Origin of the sequence: Rhizobium pantanalense, from assembly GCF_030182525.1 — a bacterium.
Classification (GTDB): Bacteria; Pseudomonadota; Alphaproteobacteria; order Rhizobiales; family Rhizobiaceae; genus Rhizobium.
The window spans coordinates 78,889-97,707 of the sequence record NZ_JAQJCH010000006.1; the positions used below are offsets into that span (position 1 = coordinate 78,889).

Consider the following 18,819-nt stretch of genomic DNA (forward strand, 5'->3'; position numbering starts at 1 on the left):
GAGGTGGTCGCAGGCAGCCCATGCCTGCGACCACGCGCGTTGAATGGTCAGCTCGACTTCGCCATCGCTGCGGCGAGCTGGTCAACGTTATAACGGAACATTTTTTCGTAAGTCGAAGCCGGTCCGTTGGACTTGGAGAGGGCCTCGACATAGAGCTCGCCGCCGGGTTCGGCGCCGGTTGCCTTGGCGACCTGCTTGACGAGGCGCGGATCGTTCGAGTTTTCGAAGAAATAGGTCTTCACATGCTCGGTCTTGATCTGCTCGATCAGCTTGGCAACGTCGGCAGCCGATGCCTCCGTTTCCGTGGAGACGCCGAGCGGCGAGAGGAAGCTGACCTTGTATTCGCGGCCGAAATAGCCAAAGGCGTCATGGCTGGTCAGCACCTTGCGGCGATCGTCCGGAATCTTGTCGAATTTGCTGTGCGCGTAGGTGTCGAGTTCGGTCAGGACCTTCGTGTAGCGCTCGGCGTTGGCCTTGAAATCGGCGGCGTCTGCCGGATCGGCCGCGGACAGAGCCTTTTCTATATTGGCGACCCAGATTTTCACATTGACCGGGCTGTTCCAGACATGCGGATCGGTGACCGTCTTGCCGTCGTCGACCATGGTGCGGGTGTTGATGCCCTCGGAGGTGACAACAGGCGTTCCCTTGTAGCCGGAAGCGGTAATCAGCCGGTCCATCCAGCCTTCCAGGCCTTCGCCGCTGACGAAGACGACCTTGGCGGCGTTCAGCGTCTTGGCATCGGCTGGAGACGGCTCGAATTCATGGGGGTCGCCGTTCAGGCCGACGAGGCTCGACACCTTCACATGGTCACCGCCGACATGCTTGACGATATCGGCAAGCACGGTGAAGGACGCCACTACATTGAGGGTTTCGGCGGAAGCAGGTGGGGCGACGCCAAAGGCGACGAAGGCTGCCGCAGCGGCTGAGAGGAGCAGTCTCTGTTTGTTCATGCGAGTCTCCTTGTTCGGATTAGCCCCGGAGATGGGGACGGGGAAAGAACCGCCGGGCAAGGCCCGAGGGTGCGAAGAGAATGGAGAAGCCGTAGACCAGGCTGGCGGTGATGATGATCGTCGGGCCGGAGGCGAATTCGAGGTGATAGGAAGCGATGAGGCCGATATAGCCTGATGCCGTCGCCGTACCCGTGGCGATTATCATCATGGCAGGCAGGCTGCGCGACCATAGCTGCGCCACGGCGGCCGGCAGCATCATCAGCCCGACGGCCATCAGCGTACCGAGCGCCTGGAAGCTGGCGACGAGATTGAGCACGACCAGCAGCAGGAACAGGAAGTGATAAAGCGGTCCGCGCCCGCCGACGGCACGCAGGAAACCCGGATCGAAGCATTCCATGACGAGCGGTCGGTAGATGACGGCGAGCGCCAGCAGCGTCACCGTCGTGATCGTACCGATCTGGTAGAGGGCAGGCGCGTCGATTGCGAGAATGGTGCCGAAGAGCACATGCAGCAGATCGATGTTGGAGCCACGCAACGACACGATGAGGACGCCAAGCGCCAGCGAGGTCAGGTAGAAGCTCGCAAAGCTCGCATCCTCCTGCAGCACGGTCGCGCGGCTGACGAGGCCGGATAGCAGCGCCACCGAAAGGCCAGCCACGAGCCCGCCAAGCCCCATCGCGGTCAGCGACAGCGAGCCGGCGATAAGATAACCGATGGCGGCGCCGGGCAGAACGGCATGGCTCATGGCATCGCCCATCAGGCTCATGCGCCGGAGCATCAGAAAGACGCCGATCGGGCCGGAGCCGAGGCCGAGGCAGACGCAGGCAATCAGCGCGCGCCGCATGAAACCGTAATCCGCAAAGGGCGCGAGGAAGATGTCGTAGACGGTCATTCGGCCGGCTCCCGCTTTGCGAGCGCGCCACTCTCATGCTCTTCTTCCGGCAGGCATGCTTCGGCCTCCTCATCCCAGCGCTCGGCCATTGCGCGCGCCTTGATGAGATTGGCGGGGCTCATAATATCCTGCGTCTTGCCCCATCCCACGAGTTCGCGGGCGATCAGCAGCGTTTCGGGGAAATAGCTTCGCACCTGCTCGAAATCGTGCAGCACGGCGATGACCGTGCGTCCCTCCCGATTCCATCGCAGCACGAGGTCGAGAAGATCGCGCGTCGTGCGCTGGTCGATCGCGGTGAAGGGTTCATCCAGGAGAATGACGCGGGCATCCTGCAGCAGCAGCCGCGCAAACAGCACGCGCTGGAACTGCCCAGCCGAAAGCGAGCCGATATGCCGCCGTTCGAAGCCCGAGAGCCCGACGATGCCGAGCGCCTCGCGCGCCCGCTCGGCATCCTCTAGGGAGAACCGACCAAAGGCGCCGGCATTCTTCCAGGCACCGAGCATGACGGTATCGGCAACCGAAATCGGAAAGCGTCTGACGATATCGGCCGCTTGCGGCAGATAGCCGAAATCGTTGCGCGTCAGCGCCCCTCGATCGATCGAACCTTCCGCCAGCCGCAGTTCTCCGACGATTGCCTTGAGCAGCGTCGACTTGCCGGCACCGTTCGGCCCGGCAATCGCCGTGAGGCTGCCGGCGGCAAAGCCGCCCGAGAGATGGTGTACGGCTGGATGACGTTCATAGGTAACGGTGAGATTGTTGAGGCGGATCAGGTCGTTCATGCCAAAGCCACCGCCCAGCCGATAGCCGCCCAAAGCACTGCAATACCGACCGCCACATAGGCAAGGCGCATCAGGGCTGAGCGCCCCATGAGGGACGACGCGAAGGGACCACGATCAAAAGGCATCCAGGGGCTTTCAATTATGTAATAACATTACACGTAGTAGCCGATGAAATGCGGCGAAAAAGAGGCGGGCGGTGAACTGCCACGAATTTGCGGTGAACAAGGCTGGAATATTTACCGGCGTTAATGTCCGCGCCTTATCGCCGCGACGCTCATCGCCAGTTGTATTTTCACGCGATATCGGGTGACAAAGTTTACAAGACGAGGAGGAGAGGATGTTATGAAGCTGAGGCTTGAGCTGTTTGTCGCCGATGTGGCGGCATCGATAGAATTCTATCGACGGGCACTGAACTTCCAGGTGGTTGGCGAGACAAGCGAACAATACACAATGCTCTCGAATGGCGAGGCTATCATTTCCGTCAACAAGCGGGAGGCTCTTGGGCCTGATCATCCACTCCGAGCTGGCAATGGCGAACGACCAGGCCTCGGTGTCGAAATCGTGCTGAGCGCTGGGGATGTGGAAAGTTTTTATGACGCCGCCAGAACCTGCGGCCATACGGTATCGGAGCTTGTCCTACAGCCATGGGGGTTGCGCGATTTCCGTATCGTACATCCGGATGGCTATTATATCCGGGTAACAAGCAGACAAAAGGAATAAAGAGGGGCTAAGGTCCTTCCACGGCTAAACGAAAGGCCGGACGCAGGGGGCGTCCAGCCTTTCCTGATCTATCAAAACCTCAAAGCTGCTCGATCATCGCGGCAGCACCCGAAACCGTCGCCTGGCCGGGGCTTTCCTCGATGTTCAGCGTCTTTACCACGCCGTTTTCCACTAGCATGGAATAACGCTTGGAGCGAATGCCGAGCCCACCGGCCGAGAGGTCGACCTCGAGGCCGAGCGCCTTGGTGAAGGCGCCGTCCCAATCGGCGAGGAAGTGGATCTTGCCCAAGCCACCGGACGATTGCGCCCAGGCGCCCATGACATGCCAGTCGTTGATGGAAACGACGGCGATGTCATCGATGCCCTTGGCAAGAATGGCATCGCGGTTTTCGAGAAAGCCCGGCAGGTGATTGAGCGAGCAGGTGGGCGTGAACGCGCCGGGCACGGCGAAGAGCACGACGCGCTTGCCGGCAAACAGCTGCTCGGTGCTGATCTCGACCGGGCCGTCGGCGGTCTTTTCCTTGAAGGTGGCGGCAGGCAGCGTGTCGCCGATGGCGATAGTCATGGCTCTCTCCTTGGGTCGTTGTTTCGGGGCGCTCGAACGGCCGCCGATGGTTTGAAGACGGTTCAGAGAACTATAGATCCGGCCTATTCGAGCGCAAGGGTGGTTTCCATCGCCCGATCGCCGTCGACGACCAGAATACCCCAGCTTTGGCCCTTCGGATCATAATCCTTCGGTAGTTTGCCGATTACTATATCGGCCGAGAAGGTCGTTCCCTCCCGCTTCGCATTCGCTTGCTGAAAGAACACATAGCCGGATGGCCCCGTGACATAGATCTCAGGTGCATTTCCGCTCGCTTCCGGCAGTGTCAGATGCAGGGAAAGGTTCTTGCCGTCGGTGGAGATCTTATGGCTCTGGACGGCGAAATCCGGGGAAGGAGGCTTCGGCAGCACGGCCTTTGCCGCATCGAGCAAAGCCAGTTCGTGCGAGGTCGGCTGCACATCCGTCGGCAAGGGCAGGGAGTATTCGGCCTGGAAAGGAATGCAGATATCCTTGCAGAGGCCGATGAAAGCTGTCAGCTCAAGCTTTTCCGGCGCTTTGCCGGTGACGCGCAGATCAAGCGGAAACGTGACCGGCGCGTCGTAGCCGATTTCCTGGATGGGGCCGACACGGATCGGCTTCGGCACGGGATAGCCCGCCCTTTCCAGCATTACGCCGCTGCTCGCTGCCGGCGTTATTTGCGGCGGAATTCCGCCCTGACCGGGCTCGCGCCAATAGGTGATCCAGCCCGGTTCCGGCTCGATCTGCAAGGCGGCGCGGATATGCCCTTCTGGGTCCGGCGCCAGCGCGATCAGGCGCATTCTGCCGCCCTGATTGTCTATCCACTCGCTCGTTGCGGCATAAGTCGCTACGGTGCTGAAAAACAAAGTGGCGAGAAGTGCCGACAGGCGGGCAACGGTACTTATTTCGATCATGGAACAAGGATTTAGCGGATAGGGCTGCAAGGAGCCAGCAGGACCGAAGAGGTAAATGATCATTTTCAGTTGATTGATTTATGACATTGCCCCATCTTGGTATGAGGCGGCGCAGTTGCGGGCTGCGGTCAGGAGGCACGATGTCCCTATCGACGCTGAAGAATAGACGCGAAAGAGGTTTTCTCGACGGTCAGTTCCTGATCGCCATGCCCGGCATGGAGGATCGGAACTTTCATCGCACGGTTGTTTATATCTGTGCCCATTCCGATGCCGGTGCTATGGGCTTCGTCATCAACCGGGCTCAGAAGCTGACATTCACCGACGTCCTCTTGCATCTCGAAATGATCAAGGACGACGATGCTATCGTGCTTCCGCAGATGGCGCGCGATTTCCCGATCCAGACCGGCGGTCCCATCGAAAGCGGCCGAGGTTTCGTCCTGCATTCCGACGATTACATCAGCGACAGCAGCATTCCGGTCAGTGACGATATCAGCCTGACGGCGACGCTCGATATCGTCAGGGCCATTTCCAAGGGAAGCGGTCCGAAGCGGGCGACGATGTTGCTCGGCTATGCCGGCTGGGGCGCTGGCCAGCTCGAGGCGGAGATCGGCAACAATGGCTGGCTGAACTGCCCTGCAAACGAAGAATTGATCTTCGATCGCAGCCTTGAGAACAAGTATGATCGTGCGCTGGCTCTCATGGGTATCAATCCGGTCATGCTGTCACCCCATGCCGGCCATAGCTGAGCCGATTTGCGTTGTTTCGGAACGAAATAGCGTGCGTGACGTTTTCCTGACAGAGCGACGGCAATTTCGCTGTCGCAGGCAAGGAGGCGTCAGACATGAGCAGCACGACCGACAAGGTGTCCGGTAAGGCGAACGAAATTGCCGGCAAGGCCAAGCAGATGGCCGGCAAGGCGACGAATGACAAGGAAATGCGCGCCAAGGGCGCTGCACAGGAAGCCAAGGGCAAGGTGCAAACCGCCGTTGGCAAAGCCAAGGATAAGGTCAAGGGAGCGGTCGACCGGATGTGACCGGCTGCTTGTTTTTATCAATCCATGATCGCTGCTCCGTCTGAATTGACGTCGAAGCGGCGATGTTGGGAGGAAGAGCCTGTTACGGAAACGTGGCAGGCTCTTTATTGCCAGCCAGTAAGTTTTCCGAGGGGGAGTATGCGGCTTTTCACGTGCGATCATTGCGGACAGCCTGTTCATTTCGATAACAGGCAATGCATTCGATGTGGTCATCAGCTCGGTTTCGTCCCCGATCGCTTGGCGATATATGCCCTGGAAGCAGAAACTGAGACGAACTGGCATCCGGTCTCCGAACAGACGCGGCATGTTCGCTTCTGCGCGAATGCCGAACTCGATATCTGCAATTGGCTCATCGATGCGGACGATCCGCAGCCCTATTGCGTTGCCTGCCGGCACAATCGTCTCGTGCCGAACGCTGGTACGCAACAAGGTATAGATCGCTGGCGGCGCATCAGCCAGGCGCAGCGGCATCTGTTTTATTCGCTCTTGCGGTGGAACCTGCCGCATCCCGATCGACAGCAAGACCCCGAAGGTGGGCTCGTCTTCGATTTCCTAGAGGATGAGGTGCAGGGCAATACCGTGGTCCCGGCCATGACCGGTCACGAGGAAGGACTGATCGCGATCCGCGCCGCGGAGGCCGACGACGTGACGCGCGAACAGGCGCGCACCTCGATGAACGAGCCCTATCGTACCTTGCTCGGCCACTTCCGCCACGAGACCGGCCATTTCATCTGGAACAAGCTTGTCCGCGATCGCGGGCAATTCGATGCCTTTCGCGCCGTCTTTGGCGACGAGCGCGCCGATTATGGCGCAGCACTCCAAGCCCATTACGACAATGGCCCGCCGGCAAACTGGCAGGAAAGTTTCATCAGCGCCTATGCCAGCTCCCATCCCTGGGAGGATTTTGCCGAATGCTTCGCACATTATCTGCACATCGTCGATACGCTGGAAACGGCGCGTTCCTTCGGCCTGGCAATCGATCCCCATCGCTATCACGACATGGCGGCCGAGGTGGATTTCAATCCTTACAAGGCAGAAAGCGCCGAGCAGCTCGTCAGCGCCTGGATCCCTTTGAGCGTAGCGATCAATTCCATCCAGCGCAGCATGGGGCAGCCGGATTCCTATCCCTTCATCCTCTCGCCGCCGGTGGTTGCCAAGCTCGACTATATCAGGGAATTGATCGACAGCGCGTGATCGAATACTCAGGCGCGCTTCGTCAGCGGAAAGCGTTCCTTCAGCAAGCGTATCACCGAATCCGAGCCCATAGGCGGCCCGAAGATGAAGCTCTGGCCGTAGCTGCAGCCGATCTTGGCAAGCTCCAGCGCATCCTCTTCCGATTCGATGCCCTCGGCGACGACGCGCATATTGAGTTCGCGCGCCATGGAAATGACCGAGCGCAACAAGACAGCTTTTTTGTCGCTATCATCGCGGACCATCGCCTTGTCGAGCTTGATCGTATCGAAGGGGAAGCGGGTGAGATAGGCGAGCGAGGAATAGCCGGTGCCGAAATCATCGAGCGCCAAACCGATGCCGGCTTCGCGCAGCTTATCGAGCACCAGCCGCGCCTGTTCCGGATTCTCCATCACCTGCGATTCCGTCAATTCCAGCTTGATGCGGCTCGGATCGCAATGGGTCTTGGCGAGCAGGGCGCGGATATCGTCGTAAAGCTCGTTGTTGAGGAGCTGCACGCTGGAAAGGTTGATGGAGACGAACAGCGGTAGGTCGCCGGTCTGCCGTTGCCATGCCTTCAGGTCGTTGGTCGCTTGCTCCAGCGCGAACATGCCGAGCGGGCCGATGATATCGGAAGCCTCGGCGATCGGGATGAATTCGGACGGCGGGATATTGCCGCGCTTCGGATGCTCCCAGCGCATCAGCGCCTCGAAGCCGGCGATTTCTGCATCCTCAAGCCGAACGATCGGCTGATAGACGAGCGAAAGTTCCTTGCGTTCGACGGCGCGGCGCAGATCGGTCTCGAGCTGCAGCCGGTCGGTGCCGAAGCTGCGGAACGCCGGCTGGAAAGGCTCGACGCGATTGCCGCCGGCGCGCTTGGCGCGGTACATGGCAAGTTCCGCGTCACTGAGCATCCCGGCCGCATTTTCCTGCTGATCGACCCATGACGTCAGCCCGACTGATGCCGTCAGGATGATCTCACGGTTGGCGAAATTGATCGGCACCATGATCGCCTTGCTGATCGCGTCGGCAAAGTCGGCGACCTTGGCGGGATCGCGTTCGGAAACGAGGATGAGGCCGAACTGGTCGCCCGAAAGACGCGCCAGCGTATCCTGCGGCTTCATCAGGCGGCGAAGACGCCGCGTCAGCGCGATCAGGATATTGTCGCCAGCGGCAAAGCCAAGCGTATCGTTGACGAGTTTATAGCGATCGATGTCGATGACCATGACCGTCGGCCGCAATTGATTTCCATCGGAAGCCAGCGTCAGAACGGCTTGCAGGCGATCGAGGAAGACCTGGCGATTCGGCAATCCCGTGAGATTGTCGTGAACGGCATCGTGCAGCAGCCGTTCGACCGAATTCTTCTGCTCGGTGATATCGACGATCGTGCCGACGCAACGGATGATTTCGCCGTTGGAGCCTAGCACCGGCCGGGCGCGGATCGACAGCCAGTGGAAATGCCCGTCTTCGGCGCGAATACGAAATTCATGGTTCAGCCGGCCGCGCCGATGTTCCAGAAGCACGTCGAGTGTCGCGCGGAAGCGGTCACGATCATCGGGATGCAGCCGCGGCAGCCAGTTGCGCGCCGCGCCGTGCATGGTTCCGGGCGAAAGGCCGAGCTTCACCGATATATCGGGCGTCGTCACCACGCGGTCGCGCGCCACGTCCCAGTCCCAGACGGTGTCGCCCGAGCCTGTCAGCGCCAGCGATTGCCGTTCCAGATCCGAGAACAGGCCCTGCTGGAAGGCGCCGCCGGCAAAGGCATGCTGCATGACGGTGAAGCCGATCAGCAGGACGATGAGCACGAGGCCACCACCGAGTGCCGGCTGGATGATGTCATTGTCGAGCTTGCCCATAACCGTCATCCAGGCCCCGAACAGCCAGACGAGGATCAGCGCCCAGGCTGGAACGAGCAGGATTGCGCGGTCATATCTGCTGAAGCCGAGATAGATGATGAGCAGCAGGCCGGCCGTTGCCGTCAGCGCCAGCGACAGCCGCGCAATGCCCGCCGCAATCGACGGATCGTAGATTGCCACGCCGAAGAGGAGAGCAAGGCCGAGCACCCAGGCGAGCGTCACATAACCGAGATGAGCGTGCCAGCGATTGAGATTGAGATAGGTGAACAGGAAGATCACCAGGCTGGACGCGAGCGCCACCTCTGCACAGGCGCGCCATATCCGCTGGTCGCTTGACGTGATGCTGATGAGCTTGCCGAGGAAACCGAAGTCCACGCAGATATAGCCGAGCACCGCCCAGGCGAGCGCGGCCGTGGCCGGCAGCATCGACGTGCCCTTGACGACGAAAAGAATGGTCAGGAACACCGCCAGCAGGCCGGCGATGCCGAGCACGATGCCGCGATAGAGCGTGAAGGCGTTGACCGTATCCTTGTACGCGTTCGGTTCCCAGAGATAGAGCTGCGGCAGGTTCGGTGACGACAGTTCGGCAACGAAGGTGACGACGGCGCCGGGGTTCAACGTGATACGGAAGACGTCGGCCTCGTCGCTCGGCTGACGATCGAGCGCGAAACCTTCGCTCGGCGTGATCGCGACGATGCGCTGCGAGCCGAGATCGGGCCAGAAGACCTTTGAATTCACGAGACGGAAATGCGGCGCGACGATGACGCGTTCAAGCTGCTCTTCGGAAACGTTGGCAAGCGCGAAAACCGCCCAGTCGCCCTGATGATTGGGTGAAGAGGAGCGAACCTCGATGCGGCGGCGGATGCCGTCGGCGCCGGCTGCCGTCGAAACCTGAAAGGCTTCACCCTGATTGGTGTAGATTTCGGTCGTCGCTGTGAGGTCGAGCGCAGTATCGTCACGCGAGATCTTCACGGGCTCGGCTGCATCGGCCATCCCGGCGATCAACAGCAGCATGGCGGCCGCGAGCGTTGCGATCACGGCGCATAGCCGGCGGGCCGTTGGCCACGTCTGCATCATTCCGGCGATCATCGCTGGTCGAAGCTTCGGTTCGGGTTGGTGTCGGATGCCAACCTTGAAAACATCACATGGTCGCGCCACTGACCGTTGATTTTAAGATAACCGCGCAAATGACCTTCCCGCTGGAAACCGGCTTTTTCCAAAAGCCGCATGCTACGCTCGTTATCCGGAATACAGGCTGCTTCAATTCGGTGCAACTCAAGTCCGGAAAAGATATAGGGTATAACCAACTGAAGTGCGGCGAACATATGGCCCTGACCGGAGTGGCGCTCGCCCATCCAATATCCGATCATGCAGCTCTGTGCAGCACCTCGGCGAATATAGCCGATCGTGATGCCCCCAACCAGCGTCATGTTTTCCCTGAGAAAAATGAAGAGTGGTATGGCCTGGCCGGAGCTGTATTCCTGCTTTCCGCGGATGATGCGTGCCCGATAGGCGCCCTCGGTCAGCTCGTCATGTCGCCAGGTAGGCTCCCAGGGTTCGAGAAAGCGCCGGCTTTCCGCCCGAAGCTTATGCCATTGATTGAAATCGGAGTAGCGCGGCAAACGCAGCAAATAATTGTCGTTTTCGAGTTCAACCCCGTCCGTATGACGTGAGAGAAACCGAAAGACAGATTTTTGCATGCCGCCAAGCACTCCCCCGAGAATTGCACCCATAGGCCTGCGGCGTGCCCTTAGCCGCTTGCGCTTCTGGAGGCAGGGACCGGCGACGACAGCGAGGTTACGATGTCCTCCATCGGCGCGAGCTGCTCCAGCGGCCCGATCGCAGAAAGCGTCGGTACTGTATCGAAGAACAGGCGGCCGGCAAGATCCGTCAAGCGGTCGATCGTGATGCCTTCCAGACGCTCCAGCATCTCCTGGTTCGGGATGGGGCGGCCATAAAGCATCATCTGTCTTGCGACCTGGCCGGCGCGGGCGGCCGGGCTTTCCTGGCCCATCAGCAGCTGTGCGCGGATCTGGGCGCGGGCGCGCTCGATTTCCTGCTGCTGAATGTCATGCGAGGATTTATGCAGCTCATCGACAATGACGGGCAGCAGTTCAGGCAGGTTCTCGCCGCCGGTCGCGGCATGGATGCCGAAGATGCCCGTATCGGAGAAGCCCCAATGGAAGGCGTAGACCGAATAACAGAGACCGCGGAATTCGCGCACTTCCTGGAACAGGCGCGAGGACATGCCACCACCGAGGATATTGGCGAGGATCTGCGAGCAGTAGAAATCGCGGGTATGATAGGCGCGGCCTTCAAAGCCGAGCAGGATCTGCGCATCCATCAGGTCGCGGGTTTCGCGAATGTTGCCGCCGATATAACGCGCCGGCTCGATAACGGGCGGAGCGGACGGTTTGATCGGCAGGCTGGAGAAGCGCTCCTCGACCTGACGCACGAAGCTTTCATGGTCGACGGCGCCGGCCGCCACGACAAACATGCGGTCGGTCGTATAGTTGCGGCCGAGATAATGGCGGATCTGTTCCGGCGAGAAGGAGACGACGGTCTCCGGCGTGCCGAGAATGGCGCGCCCAAGCGTCTGGCCGCGATAGGCGACCTCGGAAAACTTGTCGAAGACGACATCGTCGGGCGTGTCGTTCGCGGCATTGATTTCCTGAAGGATGACCTGCTTTTCGCGCGCCAGCTCTTCTTCGTCGAAGGCCGACTCGGTCAGGATATCGGCAAGGATATCGACGGCGAGCGGCACATGGTCCTTCAGCACGCGGGCATAATAGGACGTGGTTTCGGTCGAGGTGGCGGCGTTGACTTCGCCGCCGACATTCTCGATTTCTTCGGCGATCTGCCGGGCGGAGCGCCGCGCCGTGCCCTTGAATGCCATATGCTCGAGCAGATGCGCTATACCGTGTTCTGCTTCGGTTTCGTTACGCGAACCCGACTTGATCCAAACGCCGAGTGCCACGCTTTCGAGGTGTGGCATCGATTGGGTCGCTACTGTCAGCCCGGACGCTAGCCGGGTGCACTCCACTGTCATCGCCTGTCTTTCCGCGTCTGTTATTCGCCGGTCCGGATATGCTTGCCGATAAAGCTTTCGACGGCTTTAAGTTCCGGATCGAGAATGTCGAAACGCTCCTCCCTGGTCATCAGACCAGCAAGCCACGTCGGAAGCGCCGGGTCAATACCGGATGCGGATTTTACTGCGGCGGGGAATTTTGCCGGGTGGGCAGTCGCAAGCGTTACCATCGGACTGCTGGGACGCTCGTTCTTGTTCGCAATGAAGACGCCGATCGCCGTATGCGGATCGAGCAGATAGCCCGTATCGGCAAGGGTTTTGCGGATCGTTTCGGCCACCTGCTTCTCGCTGGCGCGGCCGGCGCGGAAGTCCTTCTTAATGAATTTCAGAGCCTCTTCGCTGACCGAAAATCCGTTAGACTGCTTCAGGCTTTCCATGGCGGCGCGCACCTTGGAGGCGTCGCGGCCGTTGGCCTCGAACAGCAGGCGCTCGAAATTGGAGGAGATCTGAATATCCATCGACGGCGAGGTGGTGGCTTTTACCGAGCGCATTTCATAGCGGCCCGTTTTCAGCATGCGCGCCAGGATATCGTTCTCGTTGGTAGCGATAACAAGCTTTTCGATCGGCAGGCCCATGCGCTTGGCGACGTAGCCGGCGAAAATATCGCCGAAATTGCCCGTGGGTACAGTGAACGAGATTTTCCGGTCCGGACCACCAAGAGCGACGGCGGTCGTGAAGTAATAAACAACCTGTGCCATGATTCGCGCCCAGTTGATGGAATTGACGCCGGAGAGCTTGACCTTGTCGCGAAAGGCTGCGTCGTTGAACATGGCTTTGACGAGGTTCTGGCAATCGTCGAAATTGCCCTTGATGGCCAGCGCATGCACATTTGCTGCCGTCGACGTGGTCATCTGCCGCTGCTGCACCGGCGAGACTTTGCCATGTGGGAAGAGAATGAAGATGTCGGTGCGCTCGCGGCCGGCAAAGGCATCGATCGCCGCACCGCCGGTATCCCCCGAGGTTGCGCCGACGATGGTCGCCCGCTGGCCGCGCTTCTCCAGCGCATAGTCCATCAGCCGCGCCAGCAGCTGCATGGCGACATCCTTGAAGGCGAGTGTGGTGCCGTGGAAAAGCTCCATGACGAAGCTGTTCGGCCCTGTCTGGACGAGCGGCGCCACGGCCGGATGCCGAAAGGTGGCATAGGCGTCGTCGATCATTCCGCGGAAGACATCTGCCGAGATCTCGCCGTTGGTAAAGGGCGAGAGGACGGCGAAGGCGACATCCTGATAGCTCTTGCCGCGGAACGCGCGGATTTCCTTCTTCGTCAGGACAGGCCATTCACGGGGAACATAGAGCCCGCCGTCACGAGCAAGGCCAGCCAGAAGAGCGTCGCAGAAGCCAAGGGCAGGGGCTTCTCCCCGCGTTGAAATGTAGTCCACGGTCTAGAATTCCTTTGGTCGCAAAATTGCCTGAGTGATCGATTGAGAGGGTAGAGGAACGAAGCGACGGCGGCCGGTCTTTTTGCGTCGGATCAGCCGCGTGGTTTTCGCGTTTGCGCAAGGGGCGTGGGATCGGCGCCATGTGGCGTCTGTTTGTGGCAATGTGTGGATCTCGAAAAGTGAGCCAAAACGGTGTCTACCCAATCGATTTTTCGCTGCGTCGCTGGTATAGACCATCGCCAAGTGTCATAAAAGGCCCGTTTGACAGGCTGCAGGCCGATTACATGAAATATATGGAGAGGGTGGAATTATAGTGTTTGGCAAGGTTTCGCGTCGTCTTTTCTCCGCTTCGCTTCTGGCATTGCTGACGGGTTGCAGCACTCTCGGCATCGGCGGCAACAGTGAAAAACAGCCGGCAACGGATGTAACGGTAGCGCCGCAAACCGGAGCCACGACTGCTGCACCTACGGGCGGTCAGACCTATGTCGCCGGCAAGTGCCCGCAGGCTGTCATCCGCGACGAGGATTCGGTCTATCGCACCTACGCCAAGGGCGCCAAGGACGATCCGAACCAGCTGATCTATCAGGCTTCGCTGGCACAGGCGACCCGCCAGTGCACCACGGACGGCACCAGCCTCGGCATTCACGTCGTAGCGCAGGGACGCCTGGTTGCCGGTCCCATGGGCAGCTCCGGCAAGATAACCCTGCCGATCCATGTTGCCGTCATGGACAACGACAATGCGCTCTATAGCAAGACCATCATGTACACGGCGGAAATCCCGCCGGGCGAAAGCACGGCGCAGTTCCTCTTCACTGATAACGACATCCAGGTTGCCGGCGGCTCGGGCGGCTTCACCATCGTCCAGATCGGCTTCGACCAAGGCCCGCAGAAGCCGGCAAAGGGCGAGAAGCCAGCGCGCAAGAAGCGTCACTAAGGTTGGGGTCAGTCAGTAGGCAGTAGGAAAAGATCACCTTGTCCTTGCTGCCGCCGGCACTATAGCCGCAACATTTATTGCCTATTGCCTCAGAGCACGCCGTCCCATTCGGCGAGCGCCATGACCACGCCCGGCAAGTCGGCCATGCGGCTGACGACGGTTTCGGCGCCGGCATCTGTCAGCCGATCGGCATGCGAAGGATAGGTGTGCGATGCGCCGGTGAAGCCGATGACGCGCATGCCGGCGGCGCGTGCCGCCTGAACGCCGTGGACCGAATCCTCGACGACAATCGTATTGGCCGGGCTGACATTCATCTGCTTGGCGCCATGCAGGAAGATATCCGGCTTGGGCTTTACGCGGTCGGCGCCGAGATCCTTGGCGGAAAAGATATTAGGAGCAAACAGTTTGAGGTAGCCGACCTTCGTTAGCATCATCTCGATGCGGGCGAAGCTGGAATTCGAGCAGATGCAGCGCGGCATTGGCAGGCGCGACAGCGCCAGCGGAACGCCAGGGATAGGCTGAACGTCGCTGGCAAGCGCCAGGTCGAGCAGCTTTTCCGATTTGTCGAGCAGCGAAGCGGAGAGGGGAATGCTGGCCTCGCGCTCGACTTCGAACAGGATGTTGCGCCAGGTCATGCCGGCGAAGCGTTCGCCCATTTCCTCCGTGCTGATCGGATAGCCGGCATCGGTCAGCAGCTTCGATTCGACCTGCGCCGCGATGATTTCCGAATCGACCAAAACGCCGTCGCAGTCGAAGATGATGAGGTCGAAGCCATTGCTCATGAAATTGCTGCCTTTGATGTGGCTGGGTTCGGCACGCTCCAGGAAACCATTGGTGTTTCGGGACATGCTCTGAAAAATGACCGCCGGGCTTTACACGATATGTCGGCAAAGCTCAACCAGTTGGCGGGCATGGCTGCGCTGCAGTGAGCGAAAGGGTCAAAATTCGCAAAAGAGGTGATGACCGTTGGTTGTCGCTCGACATCGGGCAGGGTCGCCATTAAGGATCGGCCATGGCCAAGGAGCGCGACGACACCATTGCCAGCCGCATCAGCCGGGTGCTTGCCGACCGCATCATCCGCGGCGAAATCGCGCCCGATGCCCGCCTGCGGCAGGATCACATTGCCGAAGAGTTTGGCACGAGCCATGTGCCCGTGCGCGAGGCGTTCCGGCGGCTGGAGGCGCAGGGGCTGGCGATCAGCCTGCCGCGTCGTGGCGTCCGCGTCGCCTCATTCGATCTCAAGGAGGTCCGCGAGGTTGCCGAAATGCGCGCGGCTCTCGAAGGTCTGGCGCTCAAGCACGCGGCGCCACATCTGACGGCAGCCATTCTGGATGAGGCCGAGCAGGCGACGCGCGACGGTGATGCTGCCGGCGACGTCCACGCCTGGGAGGAGGCGAACCGCCGCTTCCATCGCCTGATCCTGGCGCCCTGTGGCATGGCGCGTCTGCTTGCGGCCATTGATGACCTGCATGCCGCCAGCGCCCGCTTTCTCTTTTCCGCCTGGCAATCCGGCTGGGAAAAACGCACAGATCATGACCATCGCGCCATTCTGGCGGCGCTCCGTCAGGGGCGGGCCGAAGAGGCCGCAGCGATCCTGCAGAAGCATGTGCAATGGATCGGCCGCGCGCCGGTGCGCACGCCTTCGGGATCGACACGCGACGCCTTCGCAATCGTCGGCTGAAATTATAGATAATTTTGAGATGCCTCGTAGGGCGCGCCTCGCAGGCTATGCTCCGTGCGGAGTTTTCTTGTTTTGCCGCTGTTTCAGCTCGATCAACATCCAGCTGAAGTTCGCCACGCTTTTCGGATTTATTGCTCTTATTTTTCAACGGGATTTGTGCTTACTCAAAATATCCGGCGATTGCCACTTGCCTGATTTCGCGATCTCTCTCATAAAATAGATGAGACTGAAAAATTATCTATAATTTTGAAAGGAGAGCCTATGTCCCTGTTGCAGCATCACGATGAAGTCGCTTTTGATCCGCTTCGCCTTGGCCAGCGTTCGCTTGTTGCCAAGACTGTGTTCGTTCTCGCCGGAACACTGATCCTGGCGCTCGCATCGCGAATCTCGGTGCCGATGGTGCCGGTGCCGATCACCATGCAGACATTCGCGATCACCATGATCGGTGCTCTCTATGGTTGGCGTCTTGGTGCGGTCACCGTTCTCGCCTGGCTGGGCGAAGCCGCGATCGGCTTTCCGGTGCTCGCCGGCGGGGCAGGCGGCATTGCGCCCTTCATGGGTCCGACGGCGGGTTATCTCGCATCCTTCCCGATCATTGCCGCCCTTGTCGGCTGGCTTGCCGAGCGGGGTTGGAGCGGCAACCGCGTCGTGCGCAGCTTCCTGGCGCATCTCTCGGCCAACATTCTCTGCCTTGCGATCGGCGGTACATGGCTTGCAGCACTGATCGGTGCGGAAAAAGGCTGGCTGCTTGGCGTGGTGCCTTTCATCCTCGGCGCCGTGCTCAAGTCGGCGCTTGCGGCTGCCGTGCTGAAGACTATCCAGGTCTACAGCGGCAAGGCGCGTCTGAATTGACCGTCAGGCTTCGCGCCCACCATCTGCTCTGCATGCTGACCTTCGTCGGTGAAGGCTATACTTCAACCTTCACCGACAATTATCGCCGCATCGCCAAGCGGCTGTCGGAAGGGGAGGAGATCAAGCTGGTCTCCGGACCCGACGACATCTGCGTGCCCCTTCTGAACGGGGAGGAGCCGCATTGCTTCAAGACCTCGGTCGTCGAGCGGGATGCGGCGGCTCTTGCCGATATCGCGGCATTGCTAGGCGAGGAGATCGGCCCCGGAACCGTGTTGGTGCCGGATGCCAGGCTGCTTTCCAAGCTCCGCCGTAATTTCGCCAGCGGTGAAATCCGTCACGCCTGCCTTGGCTGCGAATGGGGTGAGCTCTGCAGTCACATTGCTGCAAGCAGTTTCAGCGGTGTGCTGATCAAGACAGCCTAAGGCGTGTTATCCAGCTCTGGTTGTGAGGCCTCTGGCGGCCGGGCGCCATCGCTCAACTCAAGTGGAAAGAGCGCCAGAAAGCGGCGCTCGCCCTCGGGCGTGAAGAAGATCGAGCGGCTGTTTTCGGTTCGCCGCGCCCATCCCTTGTCTAGGAAATTCGAAAGCAGCGCCTTGCCGAGGCTGCCGGCGAGATGCGCGCGCCGCTCGCTCCAGTCCAGGCAGGATCGGCAAAGCGGGCGGCGACTCGAGCGCAATCCGGAGACGTCGATGCCGATCGTTCCCAGATGCCTTTCGCCGTCGACCGTCAGGCTCAGACCTTCGCCCACCGCGGAGATCGACCCGGCCTCGATCAGGCTGTCGAGCATGCGCACGCCGTAATCGCCGGCGAGATGGTCGTAGCAGATGCGTGCCTTGCGCAGTGCCGGCTCCTTTGGACCGGGACGATGGCGCAGATGTCCGCGGCTGGCGGCAAAACCCATGATACCCTCGAGCAGCTTGCCGACGCGATCGTCTGCCAGTGTGAAGTAGCGATGGCGGCCCTGCTTGCGCTGTGCCAGCAGGCCGCCCGCTTCGAGCTTGGAAAGATGGGCGCTAGCTGTCTGCAGCGTCACGCCGGCAGCTGCCGCCAGTTCTGTTGCCGTCAACGCCTGGCCGCCCATTAGCGCCGTCAAGATATTCGCTCGCGCCGGATCGCCGATCAGCGAGCCGATCTGTGCTATGTCTGGACCTTCTTTCATACTTCGATCGTAACCGAACCATCTCCGTCCTGCAATGTGAGAAAACACTCCCATCAGCAAAGGAGAAAGCCAATGATCACTTGTTTCATCCGCTACCAGATCGACCCGTTCAAACAGGACGCCTTCGCGGAATATGGCAAAGCCTGGGGCCAGATCATTCCGCGTAACGGCGCCGACCTGATCGGCTATTTCGCCCCGCATGAGGGGTCGCTGACGACGGCATACGGCATCTACAATATCGAGAATCTCGCCGCCTATGAGGCCTATCGCAAGAGCCTCGCCGCCGATCCGCTGGCGCAGGCCAATCTCGATCTTGCCCGCCGCGAGCGTTTCATCTTGCAGGAAGATCGCATCTTTCTGAAAAACATCTCCCTGCCGCATACTCCAAGGATATCGCCATGATCGCAGTCATTTTCGAAGTCATTCCCCATCCCGACGAACGTCAGCATTACCTCGACATTGCCGCAAGGCTGCGTTCCGAACTGGAGACGATCGACGGTTTCGTCTCCATCGAGCGCTTCGAGAGCCTCACTCACCCGGGCAAGATCCTGTCGCTGTCCTTCTGGCGCGACGAGGCTGTCGTTCGCCAATGGCGAAATCGCGAGGCCCATCGTGCCGCCCAGAAAGCGGGTCGCAAGACGGTCTTTGCCGATTATCGTTTGCGCGTCGCGCAGGTGCTTCGCGATTACGGAATGATGGTGCGGGACGAAGCGCCTGATGATAGCCACGCAGTGCACGACATGTGAGGCAACTCAACATCGAGCCACCAATTGGTGGCACCCGCATTCCCGGCGGTTTCGTCGGGAATGCAGAAAATATGATGCCGCTTTAGTCTTTGGTAACCAAGTTA

The 18,819-nt window shown here is 60.2% G+C and carries 21 protein-coding genes; 10 read left to right on the forward strand and 11 right to left on the reverse strand.

The annotated features are described in order from the left end of the window. Positions 1–47: 47 nt before the first annotated feature. The 3 genes from PH558_RS16265 to PH558_RS16275 are packed head-to-tail and all read right to left on the reverse strand — an operon-like array spanning position 48 to position 2,621. Positions 48–950 carry a metal ABC transporter solute-binding protein, Zn/Mn family gene (locus PH558_RS16265; RefSeq protein WP_285205523.1) on the reverse strand — a complete coding sequence of 301 codons (903 nt, stop codon included), beginning with the start codon at positions 948–950 and terminating at the stop codon, positions 48–50. Between the two features lie 19 nt (positions 951–969). Beyond that, positions 970–1,842 carry a metal ABC transporter permease gene (locus PH558_RS16270; RefSeq protein WP_285205524.1) on the reverse strand — a complete coding sequence of 291 codons (873 nt, stop codon included), beginning with the start codon at positions 1,840–1,842 and terminating at the stop codon, positions 970–972. Beyond that, the gene (locus PH558_RS16275) at positions 1,839–2,621 is read right to left on the reverse strand and encodes a metal ABC transporter ATP-binding protein (RefSeq protein ID WP_285205525.1); all 783 of its coding nucleotides are present in this window, start codon (positions 2,619–2,621) and stop codon (positions 1,839–1,841) included. Before PH558_RS16275 ends, PH558_RS16270 begins: the two co-directional genes overlap by 4 nt. Positions 2,622–2,963: 342 nt before the next feature. Between PH558_RS16275 and PH558_RS16280 the strand changes: the two genes are divergently transcribed. Next, complete coding sequence (locus PH558_RS16280) at positions 2,964–3,341, forward strand: VOC family protein (RefSeq protein WP_285205526.1); 378 nt, start codon at positions 2,964–2,966, stop codon at positions 3,339–3,341. Positions 3,342–3,420: 79 nt separating this feature from the next. Here PH558_RS16280 and PH558_RS16285 read toward each other — a convergent pair whose 3' ends face one another. Beyond that, entirely contained in the window at positions 3,421–3,906 is a 486-nt protein-coding gene (locus tag PH558_RS16285) for a peroxiredoxin (RefSeq protein ID WP_285205527.1), read from the reverse strand. 83 nt (positions 3,907–3,989) lie between these two features. Next, entirely contained in the window at positions 3,990–4,817 is an 828-nt protein-coding gene (locus PH558_RS16290) for a protein-disulfide reductase DsbD domain-containing protein (protein ID WP_285205528.1), read from the reverse strand. Positions 4,818–4,957: 140 nt separating this feature from the next. Here PH558_RS16290 and PH558_RS16295 point away from each other — a divergent pair, with 140 nt between their 5' ends. From PH558_RS16295 to PH558_RS16305, 3 genes are all read left to right on the forward strand, one after another. Next, on the forward strand, positions 4,958–5,563 hold the full coding sequence (locus PH558_RS16295; protein ID WP_285205529.1) for a YqgE/AlgH family protein: 606 nt from the start codon (positions 4,958–4,960) through the stop codon (positions 5,561–5,563). Between the two features lie 95 nt (positions 5,564–5,658). Then, positions 5,659–5,850, forward strand: a complete 192-nt coding sequence (locus tag PH558_RS16300) for a CsbD family protein (RefSeq protein ID WP_069613771.1) — start codon at positions 5,659–5,661, stop codon at positions 5,848–5,850. Positions 5,851–5,988: 138 nt separating this feature from the next. Beyond that, entirely contained in the window at positions 5,989–7,044 is a 1,056-nt protein-coding gene (locus PH558_RS16305) for a zinc-binding metallopeptidase family protein (protein ID WP_285205531.1), read from the forward strand. Between the two features lie 8 nt (positions 7,045–7,052). Here the strand turns inward: PH558_RS16305 and PH558_RS16310 are convergent, their stop codons facing one another. Genes PH558_RS16310 through thrC form a run of 4 tightly spaced genes read right to left on the reverse strand, consistent with a single transcriptional unit; the run spans position 7,053 to position 13,343 of the window. Further along, positions 7,053–9,965: an EAL domain-containing protein gene (locus tag PH558_RS16310; protein ID WP_371865500.1), complete on the reverse strand. Its 2,913-nt coding sequence runs from the start codon at positions 9,963–9,965 to the stop codon at positions 7,053–7,055. After that, positions 9,962–10,576, reverse strand: a complete 615-nt coding sequence (locus PH558_RS16315; protein ID WP_285205533.1) for a GNAT family N-acetyltransferase — start codon at positions 10,574–10,576, stop codon at positions 9,962–9,964. The genes PH558_RS16310 and PH558_RS16315 overlap by 4 nt, the downstream gene beginning before the upstream one ends. A 50-nt stretch (positions 10,577–10,626) precedes the next feature. Next, positions 10,627–11,925 carry a M16 family metallopeptidase gene (locus PH558_RS16320; protein WP_095434172.1) on the reverse strand — a complete coding sequence of 433 codons (1,299 nt, stop codon included), beginning with the start codon at positions 11,923–11,925 and terminating at the stop codon, positions 10,627–10,629. 20 nt (positions 11,926–11,945) lie between these two features. Beyond that, on the reverse strand, positions 11,946–13,343 hold the full coding sequence (gene thrC / locus PH558_RS16325; RefSeq protein WP_285205535.1) for a threonine synthase: 1,398 nt from the start codon (positions 13,341–13,343) through the stop codon (positions 11,946–11,948). Between the two features lie 313 nt (positions 13,344–13,656). Here thrC and PH558_RS16330 point away from each other — a divergent pair, with 313 nt between their 5' ends. Then, on the forward strand, positions 13,657–14,277 hold the full coding sequence (locus PH558_RS16330; RefSeq protein ID WP_095434174.1) for a hypothetical protein: 621 nt from the start codon (positions 13,657–13,659) through the stop codon (positions 14,275–14,277). Between the two features lie 89 nt (positions 14,278–14,366). Here the strand turns inward: PH558_RS16330 and PH558_RS16335 are convergent, their stop codons facing one another. Further along, positions 14,367–15,059, reverse strand: coding sequence for an HAD-IA family hydrolase (locus PH558_RS16335; protein ID WP_285206016.1), 693 nt, complete (start codon positions 15,057–15,059; stop codon positions 14,367–14,369). 230 nt (positions 15,060–15,289) lie between these two features. Here PH558_RS16335 and PH558_RS16340 point away from each other — a divergent pair, with 230 nt between their 5' ends. From PH558_RS16340 to PH558_RS16350, 3 genes are all read left to right on the forward strand, one after another. Beyond that, entirely contained in the window at positions 15,290–15,958 is a 669-nt protein-coding gene (locus tag PH558_RS16340) for a GntR family transcriptional regulator (RefSeq protein WP_095434175.1), read from the forward strand. Positions 15,959–16,219: 261 nt separating this feature from the next. After that, the gene (locus PH558_RS16345) at positions 16,220–16,810 is read left to right on the forward strand and encodes a biotin transporter BioY (RefSeq protein ID WP_285205537.1); all 591 of its coding nucleotides are present in this window, start codon (positions 16,220–16,222) and stop codon (positions 16,808–16,810) included. Then, positions 16,807–17,232, forward strand: a complete 426-nt coding sequence (locus tag PH558_RS16350) for a DUF1284 domain-containing protein (protein WP_285205538.1) — start codon at positions 16,807–16,809, stop codon at positions 17,230–17,232. The genes PH558_RS16345 and PH558_RS16350 overlap by 4 nt, the downstream gene beginning before the upstream one ends. Here PH558_RS16350 and PH558_RS16355 read toward each other — a convergent pair. After that, on the reverse strand, positions 17,229–17,969 hold the full coding sequence (locus tag PH558_RS16355; protein WP_285205539.1) for an ArsR/SmtB family transcription factor: 741 nt from the start codon (positions 17,967–17,969) through the stop codon (positions 17,229–17,231). The genes PH558_RS16350 and PH558_RS16355 overlap by 4 nt on opposite strands. A 72-nt stretch (positions 17,970–18,041) precedes the next feature. On the opposite strand from PH558_RS16355, the gene PH558_RS16360 reads away from it, so the two are divergent. Continuing rightward, complete coding sequence (locus PH558_RS16360) at positions 18,042–18,371, forward strand: NIPSNAP family protein (RefSeq protein ID WP_285205540.1); 330 nt, start codon at positions 18,042–18,044, stop codon at positions 18,369–18,371. Beyond that, the gene (locus tag PH558_RS16365; protein WP_285205541.1) at positions 18,368–18,715 is read left to right on the forward strand and encodes an antibiotic biosynthesis monooxygenase family protein; all 348 of its coding nucleotides are present in this window, start codon (positions 18,368–18,370) and stop codon (positions 18,713–18,715) included. Before PH558_RS16360 ends, PH558_RS16365 begins: the two co-directional genes overlap by 4 nt. The last annotated feature ends 104 nt before the right edge of the window (positions 18,716–18,819 follow it).

Coding starts and splice junctions, on each gene's coding strand:
- PH558_RS16265 (WP_285205523.1), bottom strand. CDS start 950: ATGAACAAACAGAGACTGCTCCTCTCAGCCGCTGCGGCAGCCTTCGTC.
- PH558_RS16270 (WP_285205524.1), bottom strand. CDS start 1,842: ATGACCGTCTACGACATCTTCCTCGCGCCCTTTGCGGATTACGGTTTC.
- PH558_RS16275 (WP_285205525.1), bottom strand. CDS start 2,621: ATGAACGACCTGATCCGCCTCAACAATCTCACCGTTACCTATGAACGT.
- PH558_RS16280 (WP_285205526.1), top strand. CDS start 2,964: ATGAAGCTGAGGCTTGAGCTGTTTGTCGCCGATGTGGCGGCATCGATA.
- PH558_RS16285 (WP_285205527.1), bottom strand. CDS start 3,906: ATGACTATCGCCATCGGCGACACGCTGCCTGCCGCCACCTTCAAGGAA.
- PH558_RS16290 (WP_285205528.1), bottom strand. CDS start 4,817: ATGATCGAAATAAGTACCGTTGCCCGCCTGTCGGCACTTCTCGCCACT.
- PH558_RS16295 (WP_285205529.1), top strand. CDS start 4,958: ATGTCCCTATCGACGCTGAAGAATAGACGCGAAAGAGGTTTTCTCGAC.
- PH558_RS16300 (WP_069613771.1), top strand. CDS start 5,659: ATGAGCAGCACGACCGACAAGGTGTCCGGTAAGGCGAACGAAATTGCC.
- PH558_RS16305 (WP_285205531.1), top strand. CDS start 5,989: ATGCGGCTTTTCACGTGCGATCATTGCGGACAGCCTGTTCATTTCGAT.
- PH558_RS16310 (WP_371865500.1), bottom strand. CDS start 9,965: ATGATCGCCGGAATGATGCAGACGTGGCCAACGGCCCGCCGGCTATGC.
- PH558_RS16315 (WP_285205533.1), bottom strand. CDS start 10,576: ATGCAAAAATCTGTCTTTCGGTTTCTCTCACGTCATACGGACGGGGTT.
- PH558_RS16320 (WP_095434172.1), bottom strand. CDS start 11,925: ATGACAGTGGAGTGCACCCGGCTAGCGTCCGGGCTGACAGTAGCGACC.
- PH558_RS16335 (WP_285206016.1), bottom strand. CDS start 15,059: ATGAGCAATGGCTTCGACCTCATCATCTTCGACTGCGACGGCGTTTTG.
- PH558_RS16340 (WP_095434175.1), top strand. CDS start 15,290: ATGGCCAAGGAGCGCGACGACACCATTGCCAGCCGCATCAGCCGGGTG.
- PH558_RS16345 (WP_285205537.1), top strand. CDS start 16,220: ATGTCCCTGTTGCAGCATCACGATGAAGTCGCTTTTGATCCGCTTCGC.
- PH558_RS16355 (WP_285205539.1), bottom strand. CDS start 17,969: ATGAAAGAAGGTCCAGACATAGCACAGATCGGCTCGCTGATCGGCGAT.
- PH558_RS16360 (WP_285205540.1), top strand. CDS start 18,042: ATGATCACTTGTTTCATCCGCTACCAGATCGACCCGTTCAAACAGGAC.
- PH558_RS16365 (WP_285205541.1), top strand. CDS start 18,368: ATGATCGCAGTCATTTTCGAAGTCATTCCCCATCCCGACGAACGTCAG.